The 20865-nt window shown below is 71.8% G+C and carries 16 protein-coding genes and 1 tRNA gene; 15 read left to right on the top strand and 2 right to left on the bottom strand.

Going from position 1 to position 20865, the window contains the following annotated elements:
• The first annotated feature begins 30 nt into the window (after positions 1-30).
• From FKN01_RS22310 to FKN01_RS22255, 11 genes are all read left to right on the top strand, one after another.
• On the top strand, positions 31-384 hold the full coding sequence (locus FKN01_RS22310) for an STAS domain-containing protein (RefSeq protein ID WP_143623362.1): 354 nt from the start codon (positions 31-33) through the stop codon (positions 382-384).
• Between the two features lie 303 nt (positions 385-687).
• Positions 688-1152, top strand: coding sequence for an ATP-binding protein (locus FKN01_RS22305; RefSeq protein WP_143623360.1), 465 nt, complete (start codon positions 688-690; stop codon positions 1150-1152).
• 268 nt (positions 1153-1420) lie between these two features.
• On the top strand, positions 1421-2065 hold the full coding sequence (locus FKN01_RS22300) for a small secreted protein (RefSeq protein WP_143623358.1): 645 nt from the start codon (positions 1421-1423) through the stop codon (positions 2063-2065).
• Positions 2066-2184: 119 nt separating this feature from the next.
• The gene (locus FKN01_RS22295; protein ID WP_143623356.1) at positions 2185-3735 is read left to right on the top strand and encodes a class I SAM-dependent methyltransferase; all 1551 of its coding nucleotides are present in this window, start codon (positions 2185-2187) and stop codon (positions 3733-3735) included.
• Complete coding sequence (locus FKN01_RS32605) at positions 3732-3941, top strand: hypothetical protein (protein ID WP_260696977.1); 210 nt, start codon at positions 3732-3734, stop codon at positions 3939-3941. The genes FKN01_RS22295 and FKN01_RS32605 overlap by 4 nt, the downstream gene beginning before the upstream one ends.
• Before the next feature lie 1443 nt (positions 3942-5384).
• Positions 5385-5582 carry a hypothetical protein gene (locus FKN01_RS22280; protein ID WP_143623354.1) on the top strand — a complete coding sequence of 66 codons (198 nt, stop codon included), beginning with the start codon at positions 5385-5387 and terminating at the stop codon, positions 5580-5582.
• Between the two features lie 338 nt (positions 5583-5920).
• The gene (topA, locus tag FKN01_RS22275) at positions 5921-8776 is read left to right on the top strand and encodes a type I DNA topoisomerase (protein WP_143623352.1); all 2856 of its coding nucleotides are present in this window, start codon (positions 5921-5923) and stop codon (positions 8774-8776) included.
• Between the two features lie 309 nt (positions 8777-9085).
• Complete coding sequence (gene tmk, locus FKN01_RS22270; RefSeq protein ID WP_185992941.1) at positions 9086-12391, top strand: dTMP kinase; 3306 nt, start codon at positions 9086-9088, stop codon at positions 12389-12391.
• 149 nt (positions 12392-12540) lie between these two features.
• Positions 12541-13746: a DNA polymerase III subunit delta' gene (locus FKN01_RS22265; RefSeq protein ID WP_143623350.1), complete on the top strand. Its 1206-nt coding sequence runs from the start codon at positions 12541-12543 to the stop codon at positions 13744-13746.
• Positions 13747-13823: 77 nt separating this feature from the next.
• Entirely contained in the window at positions 13824-15374 is a 1551-nt protein-coding gene (locus FKN01_RS22260; RefSeq protein WP_143623348.1) for an alpha/beta hydrolase, read from the top strand.
• A gap of 99 nt (positions 15375-15473) precedes the next feature.
• A tRNA-Thr gene (locus tag FKN01_RS22255) sits at positions 15474-15547 on the top strand.
• 85 nt (positions 15548-15632) lie between these two features.
• On the opposite strand, the gene FKN01_RS22250 is transcribed toward FKN01_RS22255, so the two are convergent.
• A complete protein-coding gene (locus FKN01_RS22250) occupies positions 15633-16949 on the bottom strand; it encodes a site-specific integrase (protein ID WP_260696976.1) in 1317 nt (438 codons plus the stop codon).
• Entirely contained in the window at positions 16946-17527 is a 582-nt protein-coding gene (locus FKN01_RS22245; protein WP_143623347.1) for a hypothetical protein, read from the bottom strand. Before FKN01_RS22245 ends, FKN01_RS22250 begins: the two co-directional genes overlap by 4 nt.
• A gap of 141 nt (positions 17528-17668) precedes the next feature.
• Between FKN01_RS22245 and FKN01_RS22240 the strand changes: the two genes are divergently transcribed.
• The 4 genes from FKN01_RS22240 (at position 17669) to FKN01_RS22225 (ending at position 20743) form a co-directional block, all read left to right on the top strand.
• Entirely contained in the window at positions 17669-17911 is a 243-nt protein-coding gene (locus FKN01_RS22240) for an excisionase family DNA-binding protein (protein ID WP_143623346.1), read from the top strand.
• A gap of 62 nt (positions 17912-17973) precedes the next feature.
• Positions 17974-18765: a hypothetical protein gene (locus tag FKN01_RS22235; RefSeq protein ID WP_143623345.1), complete on the top strand. Its 792-nt coding sequence runs from the start codon at positions 17974-17976 to the stop codon at positions 18763-18765.
• On the top strand, positions 18762-19277 hold the full coding sequence (locus FKN01_RS22230) for a hypothetical protein (protein ID WP_143623344.1): 516 nt from the start codon (positions 18762-18764) through the stop codon (positions 19275-19277). Before FKN01_RS22235 ends, FKN01_RS22230 begins: the two co-directional genes overlap by 4 nt.
• Positions 19278-19423: 146 nt before the next feature.
• Positions 19424-20743, top strand: coding sequence for a phage/plasmid primase, P4 family (locus tag FKN01_RS22225; protein WP_185992940.1), 1320 nt, complete (start codon positions 19424-19426; stop codon positions 20741-20743).
• The last annotated feature ends 122 nt before the right edge of the window (positions 20744-20865 follow it).

Genomic DNA, 20865 nt, shown 5'->3' with positions numbered 1-20865 from the left:
ACCGCTCGATAGCAAGGTGCTGGAGGATCCGTGGACCTGTCCTTGTCGACTCGCAATGTGTCCGGCCCTGGTGGCGACCGTACGGTCGTCGAGGTCGGTGGCGAGATTGATGTGTATACCGCGCCCAAGCTGCGCGAGCAGTTGGTCGAGTTGGTGAATGACGGCAGCTACCACCTGGTTGTCGACATGGAAGGCGTCGACTTCCTCGACTCCACCGGTCTCGGCGTGCTCGTGGGCGGCCTGAAGCGGGTGCGGGCCCATGAGGGCTCGCTACGCCTGGTGTGCAACCAGGAGCGCATTCTCAAGATTTTCCGGATCACCGGTCTGACCAAGGTGTTCCCGATCCACAACACGGTTGACGAGGCCGTCGCCGCCACCGACTGACATCGGGCCGGGCGCCGGGCCGGCTCGTGCCGGCCCGGCGTCGGACCGGCCCGCGAAGGCTTCTGAGGAAGCCGGCCGGGTGGTGGTGTCCGTTCCGCCGTGGCCGGTGGGGCGTGCCAGGGCTGCCGGGATCACCCGGTCGGCGGCCCGTGACCGATTTTGTTTGGCAGCCGTTGTTCGTCAGTCGTCCGACCCGTCCGGGAGTCCGCTCCGATGCCGGGAGCCAAGCGACCGCAGATGGAGCGGGGCTTCCGGCCGTGGTCTGTCCCTGGCATGCACATACGTACGTTCGAGGGGGATCGCATGGCCACCGTTGAACTCCGCTTCAGTGCCCAGCCCGAACACGTCAGGACCGCCCGTCTTGTGGCGGCGGCCGTGGCGCGCAGGGCCGGAGTCGACGAGGCCGTGCTCGACGAGGTCCGCCTTGCGGTGGGCGAGGCGTGCAGCCGCGCCGTCGGCCTGCACCGGAGCCACGGCATCACGGCTCCCGTCACGGTCCGCCTGATCGAGGACGAGAAGACGTTCGCCATCGAGGTCGGGGACGAGGTGCCGGGTCCCGGTGCGGACGGCTCCGTTCCGGGTGGTGTCTCCGGACGACGCGGTGCGGCCTCCGGCGGAGGGCTCGATGAACCCGAGGCTGACGAAGAGGACGAGATGGGTCTCGCGGTCATCAGCGGACTCGTTGACGACGTGGAGGTCCGGTCGGGTGCGGACGGCGGAGTGATCCGGATGAACTGGCCGAAGACGCCGGTCGGAGTTCTTCCCTGAACGGCGCCGGTGGGCGGGCGGGCGACGTGCGCTCAGCTCCCCGCAGACCATGAATCTCTGACGTCGCGTCCGCCCGGCAGTCCCCCTGTGCCGGTGGAGAATCGTTTGCGCGTGCTCCTCCGCGAGGGCTGTCCGGGTGAGTTGCGTATCCCTCATTTCCCTTGGTGCAAATGGCTGCAAAAGCCTGCCTATCGGACGCCTGGCACCCGGATGGGGGGCGCTCGGCGTGTAAGTTCCGGGGCCGAGAGCCTTGGAAGGGACCAAACCGGTGAACAAGAAGTTTGCAGCCGCGCTGTCCGGCGGTGCGGTACTCGTACTGGCACTGTCGGGCTGCAGCGACGACAGCGACGACAAGGTGAACGACTGGGCGAAGAAGGTCTGCGACCAGGTTCAGCCCCAGCTGCAGAAGATCGCGAACGCCAACGCGTCCATTCAGCAGCAGACCTCCGACAACAGCAAGCCGGCCGACGTCCAGAAGACCGACTCTGCTGCCTTCCAGCAGATCTCGCAGGCGTACAAGGCACTGGGCTCGGCCGTCGATTCGGCGGGTCCGCCGCCGGTGGACGACGGCGAGACCACGCAGAAGGAGGCCGTGAAGGAGCTCAACGCCTCCTCCGCGGCCTACGCGAAGCTCCAGGAGAAGGTCGATGACCTGGAGACGAAGGACCAGGGCAAGTTCGCCGACGGGCTCAAGGGCATCGCCGAGGAGCTGAACAAGATCAGCACCAGCGGTGACCAGGCGCTGCAGAAGCTCCAGTCCGGCGAGGTCGGCACCGCGATGGCGAAGCAGGAGGGCTGCCAGAAGCCGACCGCCTCGGCCTCTCCCTCGGCCGGCGCGTCGGACGACTCCGAGCCCTCGGCCGAGCCGTCGAAGGAAGCGTCTCCCTCCGCGTCCGCCGACAAGAAGGCGTAATCGGGCGGCCGTCGTCACGGCCGCCGAGAGTGGACGGAAACCGGGTGAGCGGCCCGGCCACCCCGGGGATTCCCGGCGCGGTGGCCGGGTCGCTGCCGTTGTCAGTGGGAGCCGTCACAATGGAGCACGTGAGTAAGACCAGCCTTTTCGCAGCAGACCTTCCCGCGACGGACCACGCGCACCGGCTCCGTGAGGCCCTGCTCACGGCCGCGTTCACGGCCGACGGGCTCCTCGACCTGCTCGGCGCGCCCGCCTACGCGGCGCTGGCGCGCAGCGAGACGGTCCCGGCGGCACGGGCCACGCGTGGGGACACGCCGCTCGACACGCTGGTGCACCTCTTCCTCCTTCAGCGTGCCGTGCCCGTCGAGCGGGCTGCGGTCGTGCTCCCGCTGAAGGAGTGCGTGGCGGACGGCTGGCTGACCGAGACGGCCGGCGAGGTGCGGGCGACCGTCGATGTGCGGCCGTACGGCGGGCCGGACGGCGAGGACTGGTTCATCGTGTCCGACCTGGGCTGCGCGGTGGGCGGCGCCGGCGGGATCGGCTCGCGCGAGAAGGGCGTCGTCCTCGGCATCGGCGGGGCCTCCACCACCCTGGCCGGCATCACCGTCCGCAGGCCCGTCGGCTCCGCCCTCGACATCGGTACGGGCTCCGGCATCCAGGCGTTGCACGCCGCGCAGCACGCCACCAGGGTCACGGCGACCGACCTCAATCCGCGCGCCCTCGCATTCACCCGGCTCACCCTCGCCCTGTCCGGAGCGGCCCCGGCCGACCTGCGCGAGGGCTCGCTCTACGAGCCGGTCGGCGGCGAGACCTTCGACCTGATCGTCTCCAACCCGCCATTCGTCATCTCGCCGGGCGCCCGGCTCACCTATCGCGACGGCGGAATGGCCGGTGACGACCTGTGCCGGACCCTGGTGCGGCAGACCGGCGACCGGCTCAACGAGGGCGGCTTCGCCCACTTCCTGGCCAACTGGGAGCACACCGAGGACGAGGAGTGGCAGGGCCGGCTGCGCGCCTGGGTCCCGGAGGGGTGCGACGCCTGGATCGTGCAGCGCGAGGTGCAGGACGTCACGCAGTACGCCGAGCTGTGGCTCCGCGACAGCGGCGACCACCGCACGGACCCGGCGGAGTACGAGGCGCGGTACGACGCCTGGCTGGACGAGTTCGAGGCGCGGCGGACGAAGGGCGTCGGCTTCGGCTGGATCACGCTGCGGAGGTCCGCCCCGGCCGCCGCCGGGAATCCCTCCATCGTGATCGAGGAGTGGCCGCACGCGGTGGAGCAGCCGCTCGGCCCTGCGGTCGAGGCGCACTTCGCCCGCCAGGACTTTCTGCGCGAGCAGGACGACGCCGCGCTGCTCGCCGCCCACTTCACCCTGGCCGCCGAGGTGGTGCAGGAGCAGGTGGGGCTCCCCGGGGCGGAGGACCCGGAGCATGTGGTGCTCCGTCAGAACCGGGGCATGCGCAGGGCTACCAAGGTCGACGCGGTCGGGGCCGGCTTCGCCGGTGTCTGCGACGGCTCGCTGCCCGCCGGGCGCATCCTCGACGCCATCGCCCAGCTGATGAACGAGGACCCGGTGCTGCTGAGGGACCGCACCCCGCAGGCCATCCGACTGCTGGTCGAGGAGGGCTTCCTGGAGCCGTTGCCGCCGGGTGGCGCCATGACCGGGTGATCCGGGTCGAGCTGGACGAGGCGTCGCTCGGCGCGACCCGCGTCGCGATCAACCCGTTGTGGGACGCCGTGCGTCTGTGGGGCGCCTTGCGCAGCCTCCGAGGCGCCGATGCCGCACCGCCACCCCTCCCGCCCGTACGGGACTGGGTGGTGCGAGCCAGCGAGGTGCTGCGTGAGACGACCGGACGCATGCGCTGCGGCTGCTGATCGACGGCCCGCACCTGTTCCCCGCCTTCATGCCGCCCCGGCCGGTCGGGGGCACCGCCGTCGAGACGGAGCGGGGCCTGCACGACCGGCTCCCCGCCGTCGATAACCTGCGCCACTTCGCAGAGTTGCTCGAAGTCGAGCACGGGACCAGAAGCAGCGGATCGCCGGGCTGCTCCGTCCCTGAAGTCCCCTTGCCGGACGAACCCCGTCCATCGGTGTGGAACCGGTGGCGGGGCGGGACCTCCGCCGCACCGTCGTCGGCTGCGCGCAGGTGGCCCACGGTGTTGCTGACTACGCATCACACGGCGGAGACCGACGAGCTGTGCGACCGGATCGCTGTCATCGCGGGCGGCACGTCCAGGGCACTCGGTACGCCGGACCGGCTCAAGTCGCGTGTGCAGGAACGCGGCGTCCTGGGGACCGAGGCGCATGGGGCGGGCGAAGACCACCTCGAACGCATGCGCGCAGTGGCCGGTGCGCACGGCGTGGTGGCCGGGGACCGGGGTGGACGGAGCACGGCGTTGATCTGCGCGGAGAGGGCCTGGCAGCGCTTGACGCGGTTCGCGTCGGACGGGTCGTCACCCGGACCCCCGAGGACGCCTACATCGTGATCGCCGGGGAGGCGGGCGCCCCCCGTGCGGAGTCCGCGGCTCAGGCGCCGAGTCCGTGGCTCAGGTCCCCGAGTCCGTGGCGGACCGCCGCCTCGGCGGTGAGGTCGCCGCGTGACGCCGGTCCGGGCCGTGTGCCTGGCCGCCGCCGATGGTGTGCGGACGCACGTGTCGTACATGTGCCGTTCGCCGCCGGCGACCACCTCGCCGTCCTCGTGTCCCCGGTCTGCGCGACGCTCTCCGGCCCCGATGGGCGTGATCAGCAGACGGTCGGAGCCGTCGGCGGCTCCAGTGCCCACCCCGCTCTCCGTCGTCTGCCCGCCCGTACCCCCTACGGATTCCGGTTCCGCCCCGCCCACCAGCGCCGGATCGTTTCCGCGGCAAGACCTGTGGCCCGCTGTTGCGACTCCTCTTCCTCGTCTTCCCGGGACGGCAGCTGGGCGCCGCCGACGACCGCATCCACCTGCTCGGCAACGCCGTGATCCCTCGTCCACAGCCTGTGCGTACGGCGGCACGGCGGCCGTCGCCAACGAGCGGCGTCACGGGATGCCGAGGGGTCGTGCTCAGCCGCCGCCGCAGTGCTCCGCTTCGGTTCGGCCGGGCTCTCTCGCATGTGCTGAAAACTCTCGTCATCAGGGCTTCACGCTCTCCCCGGCCTGCCTCCTGCTCGGTCTGCGTATTCCGCTTGACGCTCTTTCCGGGCTGGGCGCGGTCGCTGCTCGCCGTGGGTGACGGGACGCTCCCGCTGTTCACCCCGTGTTGGCGTCCGCGACGTTCCGCGGTGGGAGCCTCCCCGCGTATCCGAGACGCGGCAGGGAAGAGGGAGGCGTACGGAATGGAGAGCGGGCCCGCTGCTATCGCCGGAACGACGTTCGCACTGTTCGGCGCGGCGCTGCTGCTGTGGACGGGGGCGCGCGTGCTGAACCGCGCGCCGGTGGTGTACGGGGTGCGCCCCCTCTTCTCCACCGCACTCGCCACCGTGTTCGGCGTACTTTTCCTCGTCCTCGGGGTGTGGTGCTTCGGTCGCGTGTGAGTGCGCCCGTGCGCCTCGCGTACGAGGCCGGCCCGGCCCGGGCTCCGGGCGGTGAGGCCGGAAACACGCCCGGGCCGGCCGGCCCGGGCGCCCCGCGCCCGCAGGGCGGTCCGGACGGTGCCGAAAGCCGCAGGCGGCGGCCGTGTGCGCGGCGGACCGAGCGGGCCGGGCGGCAGGAATGGCGGAAGTCGGGTTACCGTTCGAGTGGCCGTTGCGGGCTTTTGCCGTTTGACACGGGGGCGGGTTGTACCGTCACACTCCGCAGCGACAGCACTGTCGGCAGCGCCCTCGCGCTGCCCCGGATGCCTACCGAGCGTCGACCGGAGAGAAGAGCGAAGTTGTCCCCGACCAGCGAGACCGCACAGGGCGGCCGCCGACTCGTCATTGTCGAGTCCCCTGCCAAGGCGAAGACGATCAAGGGCTACCTCGGCCCCGGATACGTTGTCGAGGCGAGCGTCGGGCACATCCGCGACCTCCCGAACGGCGCCGCCGAGGTGCCCGACGAGTACACCGGCGAGGTGCGCCGGCTCGGCGTGGACGTCGAGCACGACTTCCAGCCGATCTATGTCGTCAACGCGGACAAGAAGGCCCAGGTCAGGAAGCTGAAGCAGCTGCTGGCCGAGTCCGACGAGCTCTTCCTCGCCACCGATGAGGACCGCGAGGGCGAAGCCATCGCGTGGCACCTCCAGGAAGTCCTGCGGCCCAAGGTCCCCGTCCACCGGATGGTCTTCCACGAGATCACCAAGGACGCGATCCGGGCCGCCGTCGCCAATCCGCGCGAGCTGAACCAGCGCATGGTCGACGCCCAGGAGACCCGCCGCATCCTCGACCGCCTCTACGGCTACGAGGTCTCGCCGGTCCTGTGGAAGAAGGTCATGCCGAAGCTCTCGGCGGGCCGCGTCCAGTCCGTCGCCACCCGGCTCGTCGTCGAGCGGGAGCGCGAGCGCATCGCCTTCCGCTCCGCCGAGTACTGGGACCTGACCGGAACCTTCGCCACCGGTCGGGGCGGCGACGCGTCCGACCCGTCGACCTTCACGGCCCGGCTCAGCGCGGTCGACGGGCGCCGCATCGCCCAGGGCCGCGACTTCGGCGCCGACGGGCAGCTGAAGTCCGCCTCCGGCCAGACGCTGCACCTGGACGAGGCGAACGCCCGGGCCCTCGCCGCCGCGCTCGCGGACTCCGCGTTCGCCGTGCGGTCCGTCGAGTCGAAGCCGTACCGCCGCTCCCCGTACGCGCCCTTCCGTACGACGACCCTCCAGCAGGAGGCGAGCCGGAAGCTGGGCTTCGGGGCGAAGGCCACCATGCAGGTCGCGCAGAAGCTGTACGAGAACGGCTTCATCACTTATATGCGTACCGACTCCACGACCCTCTCGGACACCGCGGTCGCCGCGGCCCGGGCGCAGGTCACGCAGCTGTACGGCGCCGGCTACCTGCCCGAGAAGCCGCGTACGTATGCCGGCAAGGTCAAGAACGCGCAGGAGGCGCACGAGGCGATCCGCCCCTCCGGCGACCGCTTCCGCACGCCTGCCGAGACCGGCCTCACCGGCGACCAGTTCCGTCTCTACGAGCTGATCTGGAAGCGGACCGTCGCCTCCCAGATGAAGGACGCGACCGGTAACTCGGTCACCGTCAAGATCGGCGGCCGGGCGAGCGACGGGCGGGACGCCGAGTTCTCCGCGTCCGGTAAGACGATCACCTTCCACGGCTTCATGAAGGCGTACGTCGAGGGCGCCGACGACCCGAACGCCGAGCTGGACGACCGGGAGCGGCGGCTGCCGCAGGTCACCGAGGGCGACGCGCTGTCCGCCGACGAGATGACCGTCGACGGCCACGCGACGAAGCCGCCGGCCCGGTACACCGAGGCGTCGCTGGTCAAGGAGCTCGAAGAGCGCGAGATCGGCCGCCCGTCGACGTACGCCTCGATCATCGGGACGATCCTGGACCGCGGTTACGTGTTCAAGAAGGGCACGGCCCTGGTGCCGTCGTTCCTCTCGTTCGCCGTGGTCAACCTGCTGGAGAAGCACTTCGGCCGGCTCGTCGACTACGACTTCACGGCCCGCATGGAGGACGACCTCGACCGCATCGCACGCGGTGAGGCCCAGTCCGTGCCGTGGCTGAAGAGGTTCTACTTCGGTACGCAGGAGGGCGACGACGCGTCCGGTGCGGGAGCGGCCTCCGACGCGGGCAACGGCGACGGCGACCACCTCGGCGGGCTCAAGGAACTCGTCACCGATCTCGGCGCGATCGACGCGCGGGAGATTTCGTCCTTCCCCGTCGGCAACGACATCAAGCTTCGCGTCGGGAAGTACGGTCCGTACATCGAGCGGGGCGAGAAGGACGCCGAGGGGTACCAGAAGGCGGACATCCCCGACGATCTGGCGCCCGACGAGCTGTCCGTCGACTACGCGGAGGAGCTGCTCGCCAAGCCGAGCGGCGACTTCGAGCTCGGCGCCGATCCCGTGAGCGGGAACCAGATCGTCGCCAAGCACGGGCGGTACGGGCCGTACGTCACCGAGGTGCTGCCCGAGGGCACGCCGAAGACCGGGAAGAACGCGGTGAAGCCGCGGACGGCCTCGCTGTTCAAGTCGATGTCGCTCGACACGGTGACGCTGGACGACGCGCTCAAGCTCATGTCGCTGCCGCGGGTGGTCGGGGTGGACGCCGAAGGCGTCGAGATCACCGCGCAGAACGGGCGCTACGGGCCGTACCTGAAGAAGGGCACGGACTCGCGGTCGCTGACCTCCGAGGACCAGATCTTCGACATCACGCTCGACGAGGCGCTCGCGATCTACGCGCAGCCGAAGCAGCGTGGGCGGGCCGCGGCGAAGCCGCCGCTGAAGGAGCTGGGGACCGACCCGGTGAGCGGGTCTCCGGTCGTGGTGAAGGACGGGCGCTTTGGTCCGTACGTCACCGACGGGGAGACGAACGCGACGCTGCGTACCGGGGACAGTGTCGAGGACATCACGCCGGAGCGCGGGTACGAGCTGCTGGCGGAGAAGCGGGCGAAGGGGCCCGCGAAGAAGAAGACGACGAAGAAGGCCGCGGCCAAGAAGGCGCCGGCGAAGAAGGCTGCGGCCACGAAGAAGGCTGCCGCCAAGAAGACGACGGCCAAGACGGCGGCGGCCAAGACGGCGGCGGCCAAGAAGACGACGGCGAAGAAGGCTGTCGCCAAGAAGGCTGCCGCGGAGGAGTAGGCGGTCGGGGCGTCTGGCGCCTGCGGCGGGGCTGTTCCCCTACCCGCCCCTTCCCGAAACCGGGGGGGGGGCCCGCCCCCCCCCCCGCCGGGGCCCCGCGGGGGGGGGGGGGGGGGGGGGGGGGGGGGGGGGGGGGGGGGGGGGGGGGGGGGGGGGGGGGGGGGGGGGGGGGGGGGGGGGGGGGGGGGGGGGGGGGGGGGGGGGGGGGGGGGGGGGGGGGGGGGGGGGGGGGGGGGGGGGGGGGGGGGGGGGGGGGGGTTTGTTGGGGTGGGGGCACGGGGAATGTGGGTGTCCCGTTAGGCTGGGCGGATGACGCGAGCCGAGCAGCCTACGGTCGTGAGCCCCACCTCCGACGCACTTGCCGCAGACTCACGCGAGCGCGCCGTACGAGCCCTGTTGCGTGTTCCTCCGCTGAAGCGGTTGTGGAGCGCCCAGCTCGTCGGCAGTACCGGCGATGCACTCGCCCTTCTCGTGCTGGTGCTGCTGTCGCTGCAAGCGGCGGTTCTCGAGGGCTCATTCGGGACCGGATACCGAGGGGCGGCCTTTGCCGTCGCCGCCGTGTTCGGGGCCCGGATCATTTCCACCCTGCTCTTCGGAGCCGTACTTCTCGGGCCGTTGACGTCGCTCACGGCGCCGGGCGGGCCGGTCGACCGGCGGTGGCTGATGATCGGCGCCGACGGGCTGCGGCTCCTGCTGCTCGTCGTCGCGCCCCTGTGGATCGACTGGACGCCCTCCAACGCGCTCACGATGATCCTCGTCACCGTCTTCGTGGCCGGGGCGGCCGAACGGCTCTGGACCGTCGCCAAGGAGAGCGCGGCGCCCGCGTTGCTGCCGGCCCCGCCGATCGAGGGCGCCGCCGTGCGCCCGCTGCCGGACCACCTCGACGCACTGCGCCGGCTGTCCCTGCGGACGGACTTCGCGGCCGTCCCCCTCGCGGCGGCCGTGCTGCTGGTCGCCACCGTGATCGGCAGCCTGCTGGGCTCCGGCCTGGACTGGTTCTCCTTCCACCAGGCGGCCCTCGGCTCGTACGTCGCGGCCGGACTGTTCTCCGCCTCCATCTCCGCCCTGTACTTCCTGGAACTGCCCGGCACGCAGACGCCCCGCCCGCGCTCGCCCCTGGAGGGGTTGCGCCGGCCGTCCGCGGGGAACGGCCCCGACAAGGGACGCACCGGTTCCATCCCGCTCATCGTCGCCACCTGCGCGGCGGTCGCCGGAGCCATCGCGACCGCCGCCGCCGTCGCCGTGCTGCACGCCAGCGACCTCGGCGGCGGGCCCGTCACCCTCGCCCTGCTGGTCCTCGCCCTCACCGGCGGTACGGGTGTGGGCATCCGTACGGCGGGGAAGGTGCTGCCCACGCTGTCCCGGCGGCGGATGCTCTCGTTCGCCACCGCCGTCACGGGCATCGCCCTCCTGGCGATGGGCCTCGTCCCGGACACGGCGACCGTCGTCCTGCTCGCCGTGCTCGCCGGATACGCGGCGGGCGTCGCCGCGAACACCGGTCACGTCCTCGTCGACCAGGAGACCGAGGAGGCCCGCCGGACCAGGATCGGCGAACACCTCCAGGCCGTCGTCCGGGTCCTCATCGCCCTCGCCGCGGTCGGCGGCCCGCTGGTCGCCGCGGCCATCGGCACCCACCGGCTGACCATCGGCGACTTCGTCTTCGCGCACGGCGGCGCCGCGTTCACCCTGATGCTGGTCGGCGCCCTGCTGCTGCCCGTCGCGGTCATCGTCCTCGCGAAGACCGACGACCGCTCCGGCGTACCGCTGCGGCGCGATCTGCGCGAGGCGCTGCGCGGCGGCGACCCGGCCGTCGCGCCCGCCGCGAACGGGTTCTTCATCGCCCTGGAGGGCGGCGACGGAGCCGGCAAGTCCACCCAGGTGGAGGCGCTCGCCGAGTGGATCCGGGCCAAGGGCCACGAGGTCGTCGTCACCCGTGAGCCGGGCGCGACCCCGATCGGGAAGCGGCTGCGGTCCATCCTGCTCGACGTGTCCTCGGCCGGGCTCTCCAACCGGGCCGAGGCCCTGCTGTACGCCGCCGACCGCGCCGAGCACGTCGACTCGGTCGTCCGCCCGGCCCTGGAGCGCGGCGCCGTCGTCATCTCCGACCGCTACATCGACTCGTCCGTCGCCTACCAGGGCGCGGGCCGCGATCTGGCGCCGACCGAGATCGCCCGCATCTCGCGCTGGGCGACGAGTGGCCTCGTACCGCACCTGACCGTCCTCCTGGACGTCGCGCCCGAGACCGCGAGGGAACGGTTCACCGAGGCGCCCGACCGGCTGGAGTCCGAACCGCCGGAGTTCCACGCCCGGGTGCGTTCCGGCTTCCTGACCCTGGCCGCCGCCGACCCGACGCGTTACCTCGTGGTGGACGCCGGGCAGGAACCTGAGGCCATCACCACGGTCGTACGCCACCGCCTCGACCAGGTCCTGCCCCTCTCCGAGGCCGAGATCAAGGCCCGCGAGGAGGCCCGCAAGGCCGCCGAGGAAGAGGCCAGGCGCCGGGCCGAGGAAGAGGCCGCCCGCAAGGCCGAGGAGGAGCGCCTGGAGCGCGAGCGGCAGGAACAGCTCGCCAAGCTCCGCGCCGAGGAGGAGGAACGCAAGCGCCGCGAGGAGGAGGAAGCCCGCCGCCGCGAGGCCGAGCGCCAGGCCGAGGAGGCCAGGCGCCGGGCCGAGGAAGAGGCCGCCCGCAAGGCCGAGGAGGAGCGGCAGCGTGCCGAGGAGGCGCGCCGCGTCGCCGAGGCCGAGCGCGCGCGCCGCGAAGCCGAGGAAGCGGCCTACGAAGCGGAGCAGGCGCGGCTGCGCCGGCAGGCGGAGGAGGAGGCCCGGCTCCGCAAGGAGGCCGAGGCCGCGCGGCTGGAGAAGCAGCGCAAGGCCGAGGAGGCCCTGCTCCGGGCCGAGGCCGCCCGCCGTCAGGCGGAAGCGGAGGCTCAGGCGAAGGCCGAGGCCGAAGCGGCTGCCGCCGAGGAGCGTGCCCGTGAGCGGGCCGCCCGCGAGAAGGAGGCACGCGCCCTGGCCGAGCGGCAGGAAGCCCGCGCCCGGGCGGCCCGGGAGGAGGAAGCCCGGCTGCGGCAGGACTCCGGGGGCTCGTCGCGAGCCGGTGATCACGGCAGTGGCGGCGACAAGCCCGCCGGGCCCGACAACGAGCTGACCGTGCCCACGCCGATCGTGGACCCGAACGAGATCACGCAGCCCGTTCCCGCACCGGCGGATCCGGAGTCCGGTTCCGGCCGGGGCCGCGGGCCCTGGCCGTCCGACCAGGACGAGACGACCGTGATCCCGAAGTTCTCCGACGACTCCGAGGAGACGACCGTGCTGCCCGCCGTGCGGGACACCGGGCGCGACGGCGCCGTGCGGGAGTCCGGCCCGGCCGACCGCGTGCCGCCCGGCATCTTCCGGGACGAGCGGCCGGCGGAGAGCGACAACGAGCGCACCCGTGAGCTGCCGCAGATCACCGATCCGCATGCGGAGCGGCAGCGCCCCAGGCGCCCCCGGCCCGACTGGGCGGAGGAGACCCCGCTGGACGACCTGCCCAGCCTGGCCGACGAGCTGCTGGGCGGTTACGACGACGAGGGCCCGGAGTCGTCGGGGGGCCGGGGACGACGGCCGCGCCGCTGACCGGGACACCCCTACGGGACGACGCCGGTGGCCCCGCACCTTTCCCTGGTGTGGGGCCATCGGCGTCCGCGTTGTCGGACCCGTCCCCCACAATGGGAGACCGGAGCGACGAGAGCCACGCGTCGAGCGAAGCGGAAAGGCGGTGCCCCATGTCCGTGTGGGACGACCTGGTCGGCCAGGACCGGGTGCGGGAGCAGCTGGGCGCCGCCGCCCGGGACGCCGATGTGCTGGTCACCGCCGACGCGGCGGGGGAGACGGTGCCGCCCGGCTCGAAGATGACGCACGCCTGGCTGTTCACCGGCCCGCCGGGCTCCGGGCGCTCCACCGCCGCGCGGGCCTTCGCCGCCGCCCTCCAGTGCACCAGCCCCGACCGCGCGCTGGGCGGTGCGCCGGGCTGCGGCTTCTGCGACGGCTGCCACACCAGCCTCATCGGTACGCACGCCGACGTCGACGTGATCCGCACCGACCTGCTCTCCATCGGTGTGAAGGAGACCCGCGAGCTGGTGCGCCGCGCCCAGCTCTCCCCGGCCGTCGGGCGCTGGCAGGTCATCGTCATGGAGGACGCCGACCGCCTCACCGAGGGCGCGGGCAACGTCCTGCTGAAGGCGGTGGAGGAGCCCGCCCCGCGCACGGTGTGGCTGCTGTGCGCGCCCTCCCTGGAGGACGTGCTGCCGACGATCCGGTCGCGGTGCCGCCACCTCACCCTGCGTACGCCCCCGGTCGACGCGGTCGCCGACGTCCTGGTGCGCCGGGACGGCATCGACCCGGAGCGGGCCGCCGCCGCCGCCCGCGCGACCCAGGGGCACATCGGGCGGGCGCGCCGCCTCGCCACGGACGAGCGGGCCCGGGCGCGCCGGGCGGCGGTGCTGAAGCTGCCGCTGCGCGTCGAGGACATCGGGGGATGCCTCAAGGCCGCGCAGGAGCTGATCGACACCGCGACCGAGGACGCGAAGCAGGCGTCCGAGGAGGTGGACGCGAAGGAGACGGAGGACATGAAGGCGGCGCTCGGTGCCGCCGCCGGGGGCCGGATGCCGCGCGGGACGGCCGGGGTGATGAAGGAGCTGGAGGACAAGCAGAAGCGGCGCAAGACCCGCACCCAGCGCGACAGCCTCGATCTGGCGCTCACCGAGCTGACCGGCTTCTACCGCGATGTGCTCGCCCTGCAGTTCGGCTCCCGGATCGCGATAGCCAACGCCGACGCCGAGGACGCCCTGGACCGCGTCGCGCGCTCGTCCACCCCGGAGCGCACGCTGCGCCGGATCGAGGCGGTGTCGGCCTGCCGCCGTGCCCTGGACCGGAATGTGGCACCGCTGCTGGCGGTGGAGGCGATGACGATGGCGCTGCGCGCCGGCTGACGGGTCCGTACGCCCATCGAATCACCCGAAAGAGCGAGGAATCGGGTGAGTGGCGGAGCTGCGGCTACGCTCCGGGCATGGACACCAGGCGCCCGTTCCGCACTCTCGCCCTCGCGCTCGGCACTGCCGGCCTGCTCGTCTCCGGGTGCAGCGACGGAGGCTCCTCGTCTGGAGCCGCGTCCTCCGCCGGCGCCGGGTCCGCGTCGCCACCGGCGGTTCCGGCCGCCCTGAAGCCGTACTACGCGCAGCACCTGAGCTGGCGGGACTGCGGTGTCAGCGGCTTCCAGTGCACGACGATGAAGGCGCCGCTGGACTACGCGAAGCCGGACGGGGGTGAGATCAAGCTCGCCGTCTCGCGCAAGAAGGCGACCGGGCCCGGCAAGCGGATCGGCTCCCTCCTGGTCAACCCGGGCGGCCCCGGCGGATCGGCCATCGGCTACCTCCAGGGCTACGCCGGGATCGGCTACCCCGCCCAGGTGCGGGCCCGCTACGACATGGTGGCCATCGACCCGCGCGGGGTGGCGCGCAGCGAGCCCGTCGAGTGCCTGACCGGACCGCAGATGGACGCGTACACGCAGGTGGACCAGACCCCGGACGACGACGCCGAGGTCACGAAGCTGAATGACGCCTTCGAGAAGTTCGCCTCGGGCTGCGAGAAGCGCTCGGGCGAGGTCCTGCCGCATGTCTCGACCGTGGAGACCGCCCGCGACATGGACATGCTGCGCGCCCTGCTCGGCGACGAGCGGCTGAACTACGTGGGGGCGTCGTACGGGACGTTCCTGGGTGCGACGTACGCCGAGCTGTTCCCCGGCCGCACCGGCCGCCTGGTGCTCGACGGGGCGATGGACCCCTCGCTCTCGTCGGTGGAGATGAACCGGGCGCAGACGGCCGGGTTCGAGACCGCGTTCCAGTCGTTCGCGAAGGACTGCGTGAAGCAGGCGCAGTGCCCCCTCGGGAACACCTCCGCCTCCGACGCGGCGGACCGCCTGAAGAGGCTCTTCGCCGACCTGGACGAGGACCCGGTCCCCACGGGCGAGTCGCGCGAGCTGGGCGAGTCGCTCGCCACGACGGGCGTCATCGCCGCGATGTACGACGAGTCGGCCTGGCCCCAGCTGCGCGAGGCACTGACCGGCGCCGAGTCGGGTGACGGCTCCGGGCTGCTGGCCCTGGCCGACAGCTACTACGAACGGGAGCCGAGCGGCAAGTACACCAATCTGATGTTCGCCAACGCCGCGGTGAACTGCCTCGACCTGCCGCCCGCCTTCACCGGCCCCGAGGCCGTCGAGAAGGCCCTGCCCTCCTTCGAGAAGGCGTCCCCGGTCTTCGGCAGGGGCTTCGCCTGGGCCGCCCTGAACTGCGCCCACTGGCCCGTCCCCGCCACCGGCACCGCCCACCGCATCACGGCCGAGGGGGCCGCCCCCATCGTCGTCGTCGGCACCACCCGCGACCCGGCCACCCCGTACGCCTGGGCCGAGTCCCTGGCCGGCCAGCTCTCCTCGGGCACCCTCCTCACCTACGAGGGCGACGGCCATACCGCGTACGGGCGTGGCAGCGACTGCGTCGACACGGCGATCAACACGTACCTCCTGGAGGGGACCCCGCCCGCCTCGGGCAAGAAGTGCCGCTGACCTGCGCGAACGGTGCCGAAGCGGGCTGGTTCGGAGCACCCCCGGAAACTGTGTAGACTTGGCGTCGCTGCTGATCGCATCATGGTGCGAACAGGGCGCGCCGCCTTAGCTCAGTTGGCCAGAGCAACGCACTCGTAATGCGTAGGTCTCGGGTTCGAATCCCGAAGGCGGCTCGGTACTTGACCAGCGGTTTCCCACTCGGAAGCCGCTGGTCTTTTTCATGCCTAGTTGCAGTTGCCGTTGCAGTTCGGCGCTCAATCACCCCCACAGCGCGTCCCCCATCCGCTGGGCCGCGTCCTGCGCAAGCGGCGATCCGACGTGCGTGTAGCGGACCATCATGCGCATCGAGGAGTGACCCAGGACTTCCATTACGACGCGAGGGCTGACACCGGACTCGATCATCAGCGTGCCCGCGGTGTGCCGGCCGTCATGGACCCGGGCGTCCCGCAGCCCGGCCGCCGACAGGATGTCCTTGAAGTCGTCCCAGTCGTGCCGAGGATCGATCGGCCGCCCGTTGGGCTGGCAGAACACGAGGTCGTGTTCCTCCCATAGCTCCCCGGCCGCCAGGCGCTCGCGCAGCTGCTCGGCGCGGTGCGCGCGCAGTACGGGGATCAGGGGCGGCGGGATGGTGACGATGCGCTTGTTCTTCCCCTTGGGCTCGCGGAACACGAGGCCGCCGCCGGTGCGCTCGGGGCACGTCTTGGCGTGGGCCGTGCAGCCCTTCGGGCACGGCTTCGGGCACCCGTTCTTCAGCTTCGCGTGCTGGCGACAGGTCGACTTGCAGCCCTTGCGGTGGTGCCCGGCGCCGCACGCGTGTGGGTCCTCGCAGCCGTGCCGCCAGGTGAGCCGCTGAAGCTGCCACCAGACCTTCATCGCCCCGGTGTCCAGGTCTAGGTACTTCCAGCGCAGGCCCAGCGCCTCGCCCTGTCGCAGGCCGATTGCGAGCGCGACGGACCAGCGGGCGCCGTTGCGCCGCTGCCCGGCCTCGGTGAGCAGGGCGCGTGCCTCAGCCTGGCCGTACGGCTCGATCTCCACCTCCGACGGCTGCGGGGGCTCAACGAGCGTGGCGACGTTCCGGTGCACGATGTCGCGCTGCATGGCGACCTTGAGGGCTCGGGCGATGATCCGGTGCGTCTTCAGGACGGTGCCGCTGGACAGGCCCTGGCGCTCGATCATGTCGAGGTACAGGGCGTCCAGGTGCTCGGCAGCCAGCTTGTCGACGCGGTGCTTCCCGATGCCGGGGAACAGGTAGAGGCGGCATTTCGACCGGTAGTCGTCCAGGGTGCGCGGCGCCATCGTGCCGTCGGCCACCTTGCGCGCGCAGGCCGTGTCCATCCACGTCGTCAGCCACTGCTCGATGGTCGGTGCGCGGCCGGCCTTCCTGGTCCTGCCCGCGTCCCGGGCCTTCTCCAGCTCCTTGACCTTCGCGCGTACGACTGCTTCGTCCGGGCTCTGGCGGTGGCGGCGGTCCGGGGCGCCGTTCGGCTTCGTGCCGACCGTGACCCAGCCGTGCCACTTCCCGTCCGCTTCGGAGAAGTACACCGACGAGTCGCCGTTCGCGCGCCGGCCGCTCATCCCGCACGCCCCGGCCGGCCGGGGGGAAGGAATCCGCGCTTCCGCGCTCGGAGGATCCAGCCCTGCACGGTGCGCACGGGGGCCCCAGTCTGCTCAGCGATGGCCGGTCCCGGCGCCTCGTTGATGTGGGCCAGCCACCGATACTGCGCGGCAACGTCCTTCAGGAAGTCGTCCGTGATCCGCTGCGGCCTCACCAGGGGGGTGCTCGGCTGCTCCACGGGCTCAGGCACGTACGGCGTGTGCTCGCTGAACGTGAAGCGCTGGACTCGCCCGGCTGCAATCTGCTCCTTGAAGTGACGCTCAAGGTCCTCGATGGCAGTCGACTGACCGGCCCCAGCCGCGACAAGATCCATTGCGCGATCCTCCGCCATCCGCTCGATCGTGGCGAACGGGACCTGCGCCCAAGTTGCACTGCTGATGGGCCTGTTGGACTCCATGAAGGTCGCGCATGTGACGAGCCGTGCGGGGTCGCGCTCCGACGGCTTGAGTCGCAGATACGCCGTGCGGTCGTCGTTGCCGACGCACTTCGTCCAGCCTCCCGCGACGACGTGGAAGGTCCAGCTACCGGTCTCGTACATGGCCGCAGCCTCGCACGGCGGGCGTAGGTTACGCAACCCATCACGCAACCTCTTACATACTTGACGCGACCCGTTGTGACCCCTATGGTCCAAACGTGCGTAGCCAATTGGGTACGCAGTCAGTCACCTTCAGGGGTACGCATGAGCAAGCGGCTCTATCAAGTTCCGGAAGCAGCCCGGCAACTCAGTCTCGGGCTGACCACCACGAAGGCGCTCGTGGCCTCCGGTGAACTCCGGAGCGTGAAGATCGGGCACGCCCGACGCGTGCCGGCCGACGCCATCGACGAATACGTGCGCCGCCTCGACGCCGCACAGAACGGCGACAGGGCCGCGGTTGCACCCGCAGCCCTGTCCGTCGAATCACCCATCGCTGCCCAGTCCTGAACAGCCAAACGGCCGCGCGGGATGCCAGTCCCATATGCGCGGCCGTCGAAAAGGAGCTTCAGATGAAGCGTACGACCAACCTCCTCGCCGCCGCTACCCGGCCCGCCGTTCCGGCGCTCGACCTGACGAAGCACGGAAAGTGCCCGTTCACCGTCGACGCCGTCCAGCAGACCGCGGCCGCCGCCGACGCGCTCCCCACCCCCCGCTACACCGGCGCCCAGCTCGACGGCCACGAGTGCGCCCGCTGCGGCGTGGACCTCGCCTACGCCCAGGGCGAGCGCCCCTACTTCACCCCGGACGGGGAACGGCTCAACGTCTGCTACCCCCCGTGTGACGTGCGGTGCGCGTACGAGTGGTGCACCGTCACCGGCGACCACACCACGCACACCTCCGCGTATATCGAAGCGCCCACCGTCGACGGGTACGGCGACCACCTGCTGCCCGCAAGCATCATGGCCGAGGACGGGCCGAACGGCTTCAAGCCGTTCGTCGGGTTTCTCGACCTGGACTTGACCCCCGAGCAGGTCCGCACCCGGTGCGCCGACCTCCGCACGCACCTGGAGAAGGTCGAGGCGCTTGCGGACCAGCTCGACGGCCGGGCCCCGCTGGAGCCCGCCGCCGAGTGCTACTCCGTCACCACTTCCGGCGCGGCCGGAGACCTTCTGTCTGCGGAGATCTTCCGCAGCGACGACGTCGACAACCTGCGGACCTCGATCGCCGTGTGGTCTCAGCCGCGCTCCGGTGACGAACTCGACGTCGCCGGGGCCGACCAGCTGATCGCCGACCTGGAGCAGTTCATCCCCCGGCTCCGGGCCCTGCGCAACCACCTCGCCACCGTCGAGGACAGCCAGTGAGCAGCAATCCCACCGAGTCCCGTCCCCTCCTGGCCGTCGCGGCCGGGCGGGGGCGGGTCCTCCAGGCCGTCCCCGAGAACGTCACCGCCGGACAGATCACCGGCCTGCGCGCAGAGAACCAGATCGCCGCCCTGCGCGTCACCGAGTGGCCCACCTACGGCACCCCCGAGTGGCTTCAGCTCAGCCCCGAGGACCCCCGCACCTACGCGGCCACCCTCGAAGCCGCCGAACTCCACCGCCGCGCCGAGACCGAACGCCAGCGCCTTGACGACCTCGCGGACAGCGACCCAGTCGCCTGGTACCGCGAGATCACCGCCGAGGCCAACGCCGAGGCCGCCAAGCGGGGCCGCGAACTCGCCGCCCGCCGCACGGCCGAGGAGATCCGCGTCGCCCGCGACAACGCCAACAACCGGCCGCCGCACCAGCTGCGCGCAACCCCCGGGTGGCCGCCCATCGCCATACCGGGACAGCCGGGCCGCTACCTCACCCACGGTCAGGAGAACAGCGCGTGACCACTTCGTACGACCCCGTGGGCTTGCCGCCGCAGCACATCCGCGCGGCAAGCCCACAGGGCGGCTCAGACCCGATGTGGCTCGATGACGACCCCGCCCCGGGCCCCCCGCCCGCCGAAGGCGAGCAGCACCGCGGGCAACTCCGCATGGCCGAACGCCTCATCAACGAGCACGGCAACGAACTGCGGTACGTCCACGGCATCGGGTGGCACCAGTGGGACGGCACCCGGTGGAAGCCCGACGAGGAACGGGCCGACATGCAGGCCGCCATCGCCACCGTGAAGACGGCCCTGGGCAGCCTCGGCTACCTGGAGAAGACCGAACGCGACGCCCTGTACCAGGACGTCCGCCGGTCGGAGTCCGCGGCCGGCCTGGAGGGCATGCTCCGCATCGCCTCCGCCCTCCCCCCGGTCAGCACCGCATCCCGGAAGCTCGACGCCGACCCGTACCTGTTCAACGCCCTCGACGGCACCCTCAACCTCGACACCGGCCTCATCGGCCCGAACAACCGCGACCACCTGATCACGAAGGTGGCCGGGGCCCGCACCGGCGGCCGCCCCTACGCCGAGTGGGAGGCGTTCCTCGAACGCATCCTGCCCGACGAGGCCGTCCGCTCCTTCGTGCAGCGCCTGTTCGGCTACGCCATGCTCGGCAAGGTCACCGAGCACGTCATGCCGATCTTCACCGGGGCCGGGGCCAACGGGAAGGGCACCCTCCGCGACGCCGTCATGGCCACCTTCGGGGACTACGCCATCGAGATCGACCCGGCCATGCTCATGGAGTCCAAGCACGAGCGGCACGGCGCGTTCAAGATGCGACTCCGCGGCGCCCGGCTGGTGTTCTGCTCCGAGACGGAGAAGGGCCGCAAGTTCGCCGAGGCCCAGATGAAGCGGCTCGTGGGCGGCGACCCCATCGAGGCGAACCTGATGCACAAGAACCCCATCACGTTCGACCCCTCGCACACCCTGATCATGCTCACCAACCACCTGCCCGCCGTGTCCGGCGACGACCCCGCCGTCTGGCGCCGCATCCACGTCGTCCCGTTCGACGTCGTCATCCCCCCGGACGAGCGCGACGGACACCTCCCCGAGCGCCTGAAGGCCGCAGCAGACGCCGTCCTCGCGTGGGTGTACCAGGGGTGGAAGGACTACCAGGACCAGGGCCTCAACCCGCCCGAGGCGGTACGGGCCCGCACCGAGGCGTACCAGGCCGACTCCGACGCGCTGGGCCGCTTCCTGGCGGAGCGGACCATCGCCAACCAGCACGGCTACGTGAAGGCGCGTGAGCTGTTCACCGCCTGGTCCTCCTGGTGCCACGACACCGGCTTGAGGGGCGAGGACATCGGCAACGAGGTCTCGTTCGCCACCTCGATGCAGGCCCGCGGCTACGCGAAGAAGCGGAGCGCGGGCGGCCAGACCTACCGCGGGCTTCTGCTTACTGGCGGCGAAGAGGACGAAAGCCCCTGACCTGCGGGTGTGTAGGGGTGTGCAGGGTTTCCCGGTTTCTCCCTAGGCGCGCTCGCGTAGCGAGTTTCGGAAAACCCTGCACACCCCTACACAAGCCCCTCCACACCACCGATCGGAGACCC

It is taken from the genome of Streptomyces sp. 130 (genome assembly GCF_007096885.1).
Classification (GTDB): domain Bacteria; phylum Actinomycetota; class Actinomycetes; order Streptomycetales; family Streptomycetaceae; genus Streptomyces.
The sequence above is the reverse complement of the archived record's forward strand: the minus strand, read 5'-3'. Positions and strand labels throughout refer to the sequence as shown.

Bases quoted from the DNA above. Each gene is read 5' to 3' on its own strand.
- FKN01_RS22305 (WP_143623360.1), top strand. From the start codon at position 688: ATGGCCACCGTTGAACTCCGCTTCAGTGCCCAGCCCGAACACGTCAGG.
- FKN01_RS22295 (WP_143623356.1), top strand. From the start codon at position 2,185: ATGGAGCACGTGAGTAAGACCAGCCTTTTCGCAGCAGACCTTCCCGCG.
- FKN01_RS22280 (WP_143623354.1), top strand. From the start codon at position 5,385: ATGGAGAGCGGGCCCGCTGCTATCGCCGGAACGACGTTCGCACTGTTC.
- tmk (WP_185992941.1), top strand. From the start codon at position 9,086: ATGACGCGAGCCGAGCAGCCTACGGTCGTGAGCCCCACCTCCGACGCA.
- FKN01_RS22265 (WP_143623350.1), top strand. From the start codon at position 12,541: ATGTCCGTGTGGGACGACCTGGTCGGCCAGGACCGGGTGCGGGAGCAG.
- FKN01_RS22260 (WP_143623348.1), top strand. From the start codon at position 13,824: ATGGACACCAGGCGCCCGTTCCGCACTCTCGCCCTCGCGCTCGGCACT.
- FKN01_RS22250 (WP_260696976.1), bottom strand. From the start codon at position 16,949: ATGAGCGGCCGGCGCGCGAACGGCGACTCGTCGGTGTACTTCTCCGAA.
- FKN01_RS22245 (WP_143623347.1), bottom strand. From the start codon at position 17,527: ATGTACGAGACCGGTAGCTGGACCTTCCACGTCGTCGCGGGAGGCTGG.
- FKN01_RS22240 (WP_143623346.1), top strand. From the start codon at position 17,669: ATGAGCAAGCGGCTCTATCAAGTTCCGGAAGCAGCCCGGCAACTCAGT.
- FKN01_RS22235 (WP_143623345.1), top strand. From the start codon at position 17,974: ATGAAGCGTACGACCAACCTCCTCGCCGCCGCTACCCGGCCCGCCGTT.
- FKN01_RS22225 (WP_185992940.1), top strand. From the start codon at position 19,424: ATGGCCGAACGCCTCATCAACGAGCACGGCAACGAACTGCGGTACGTC.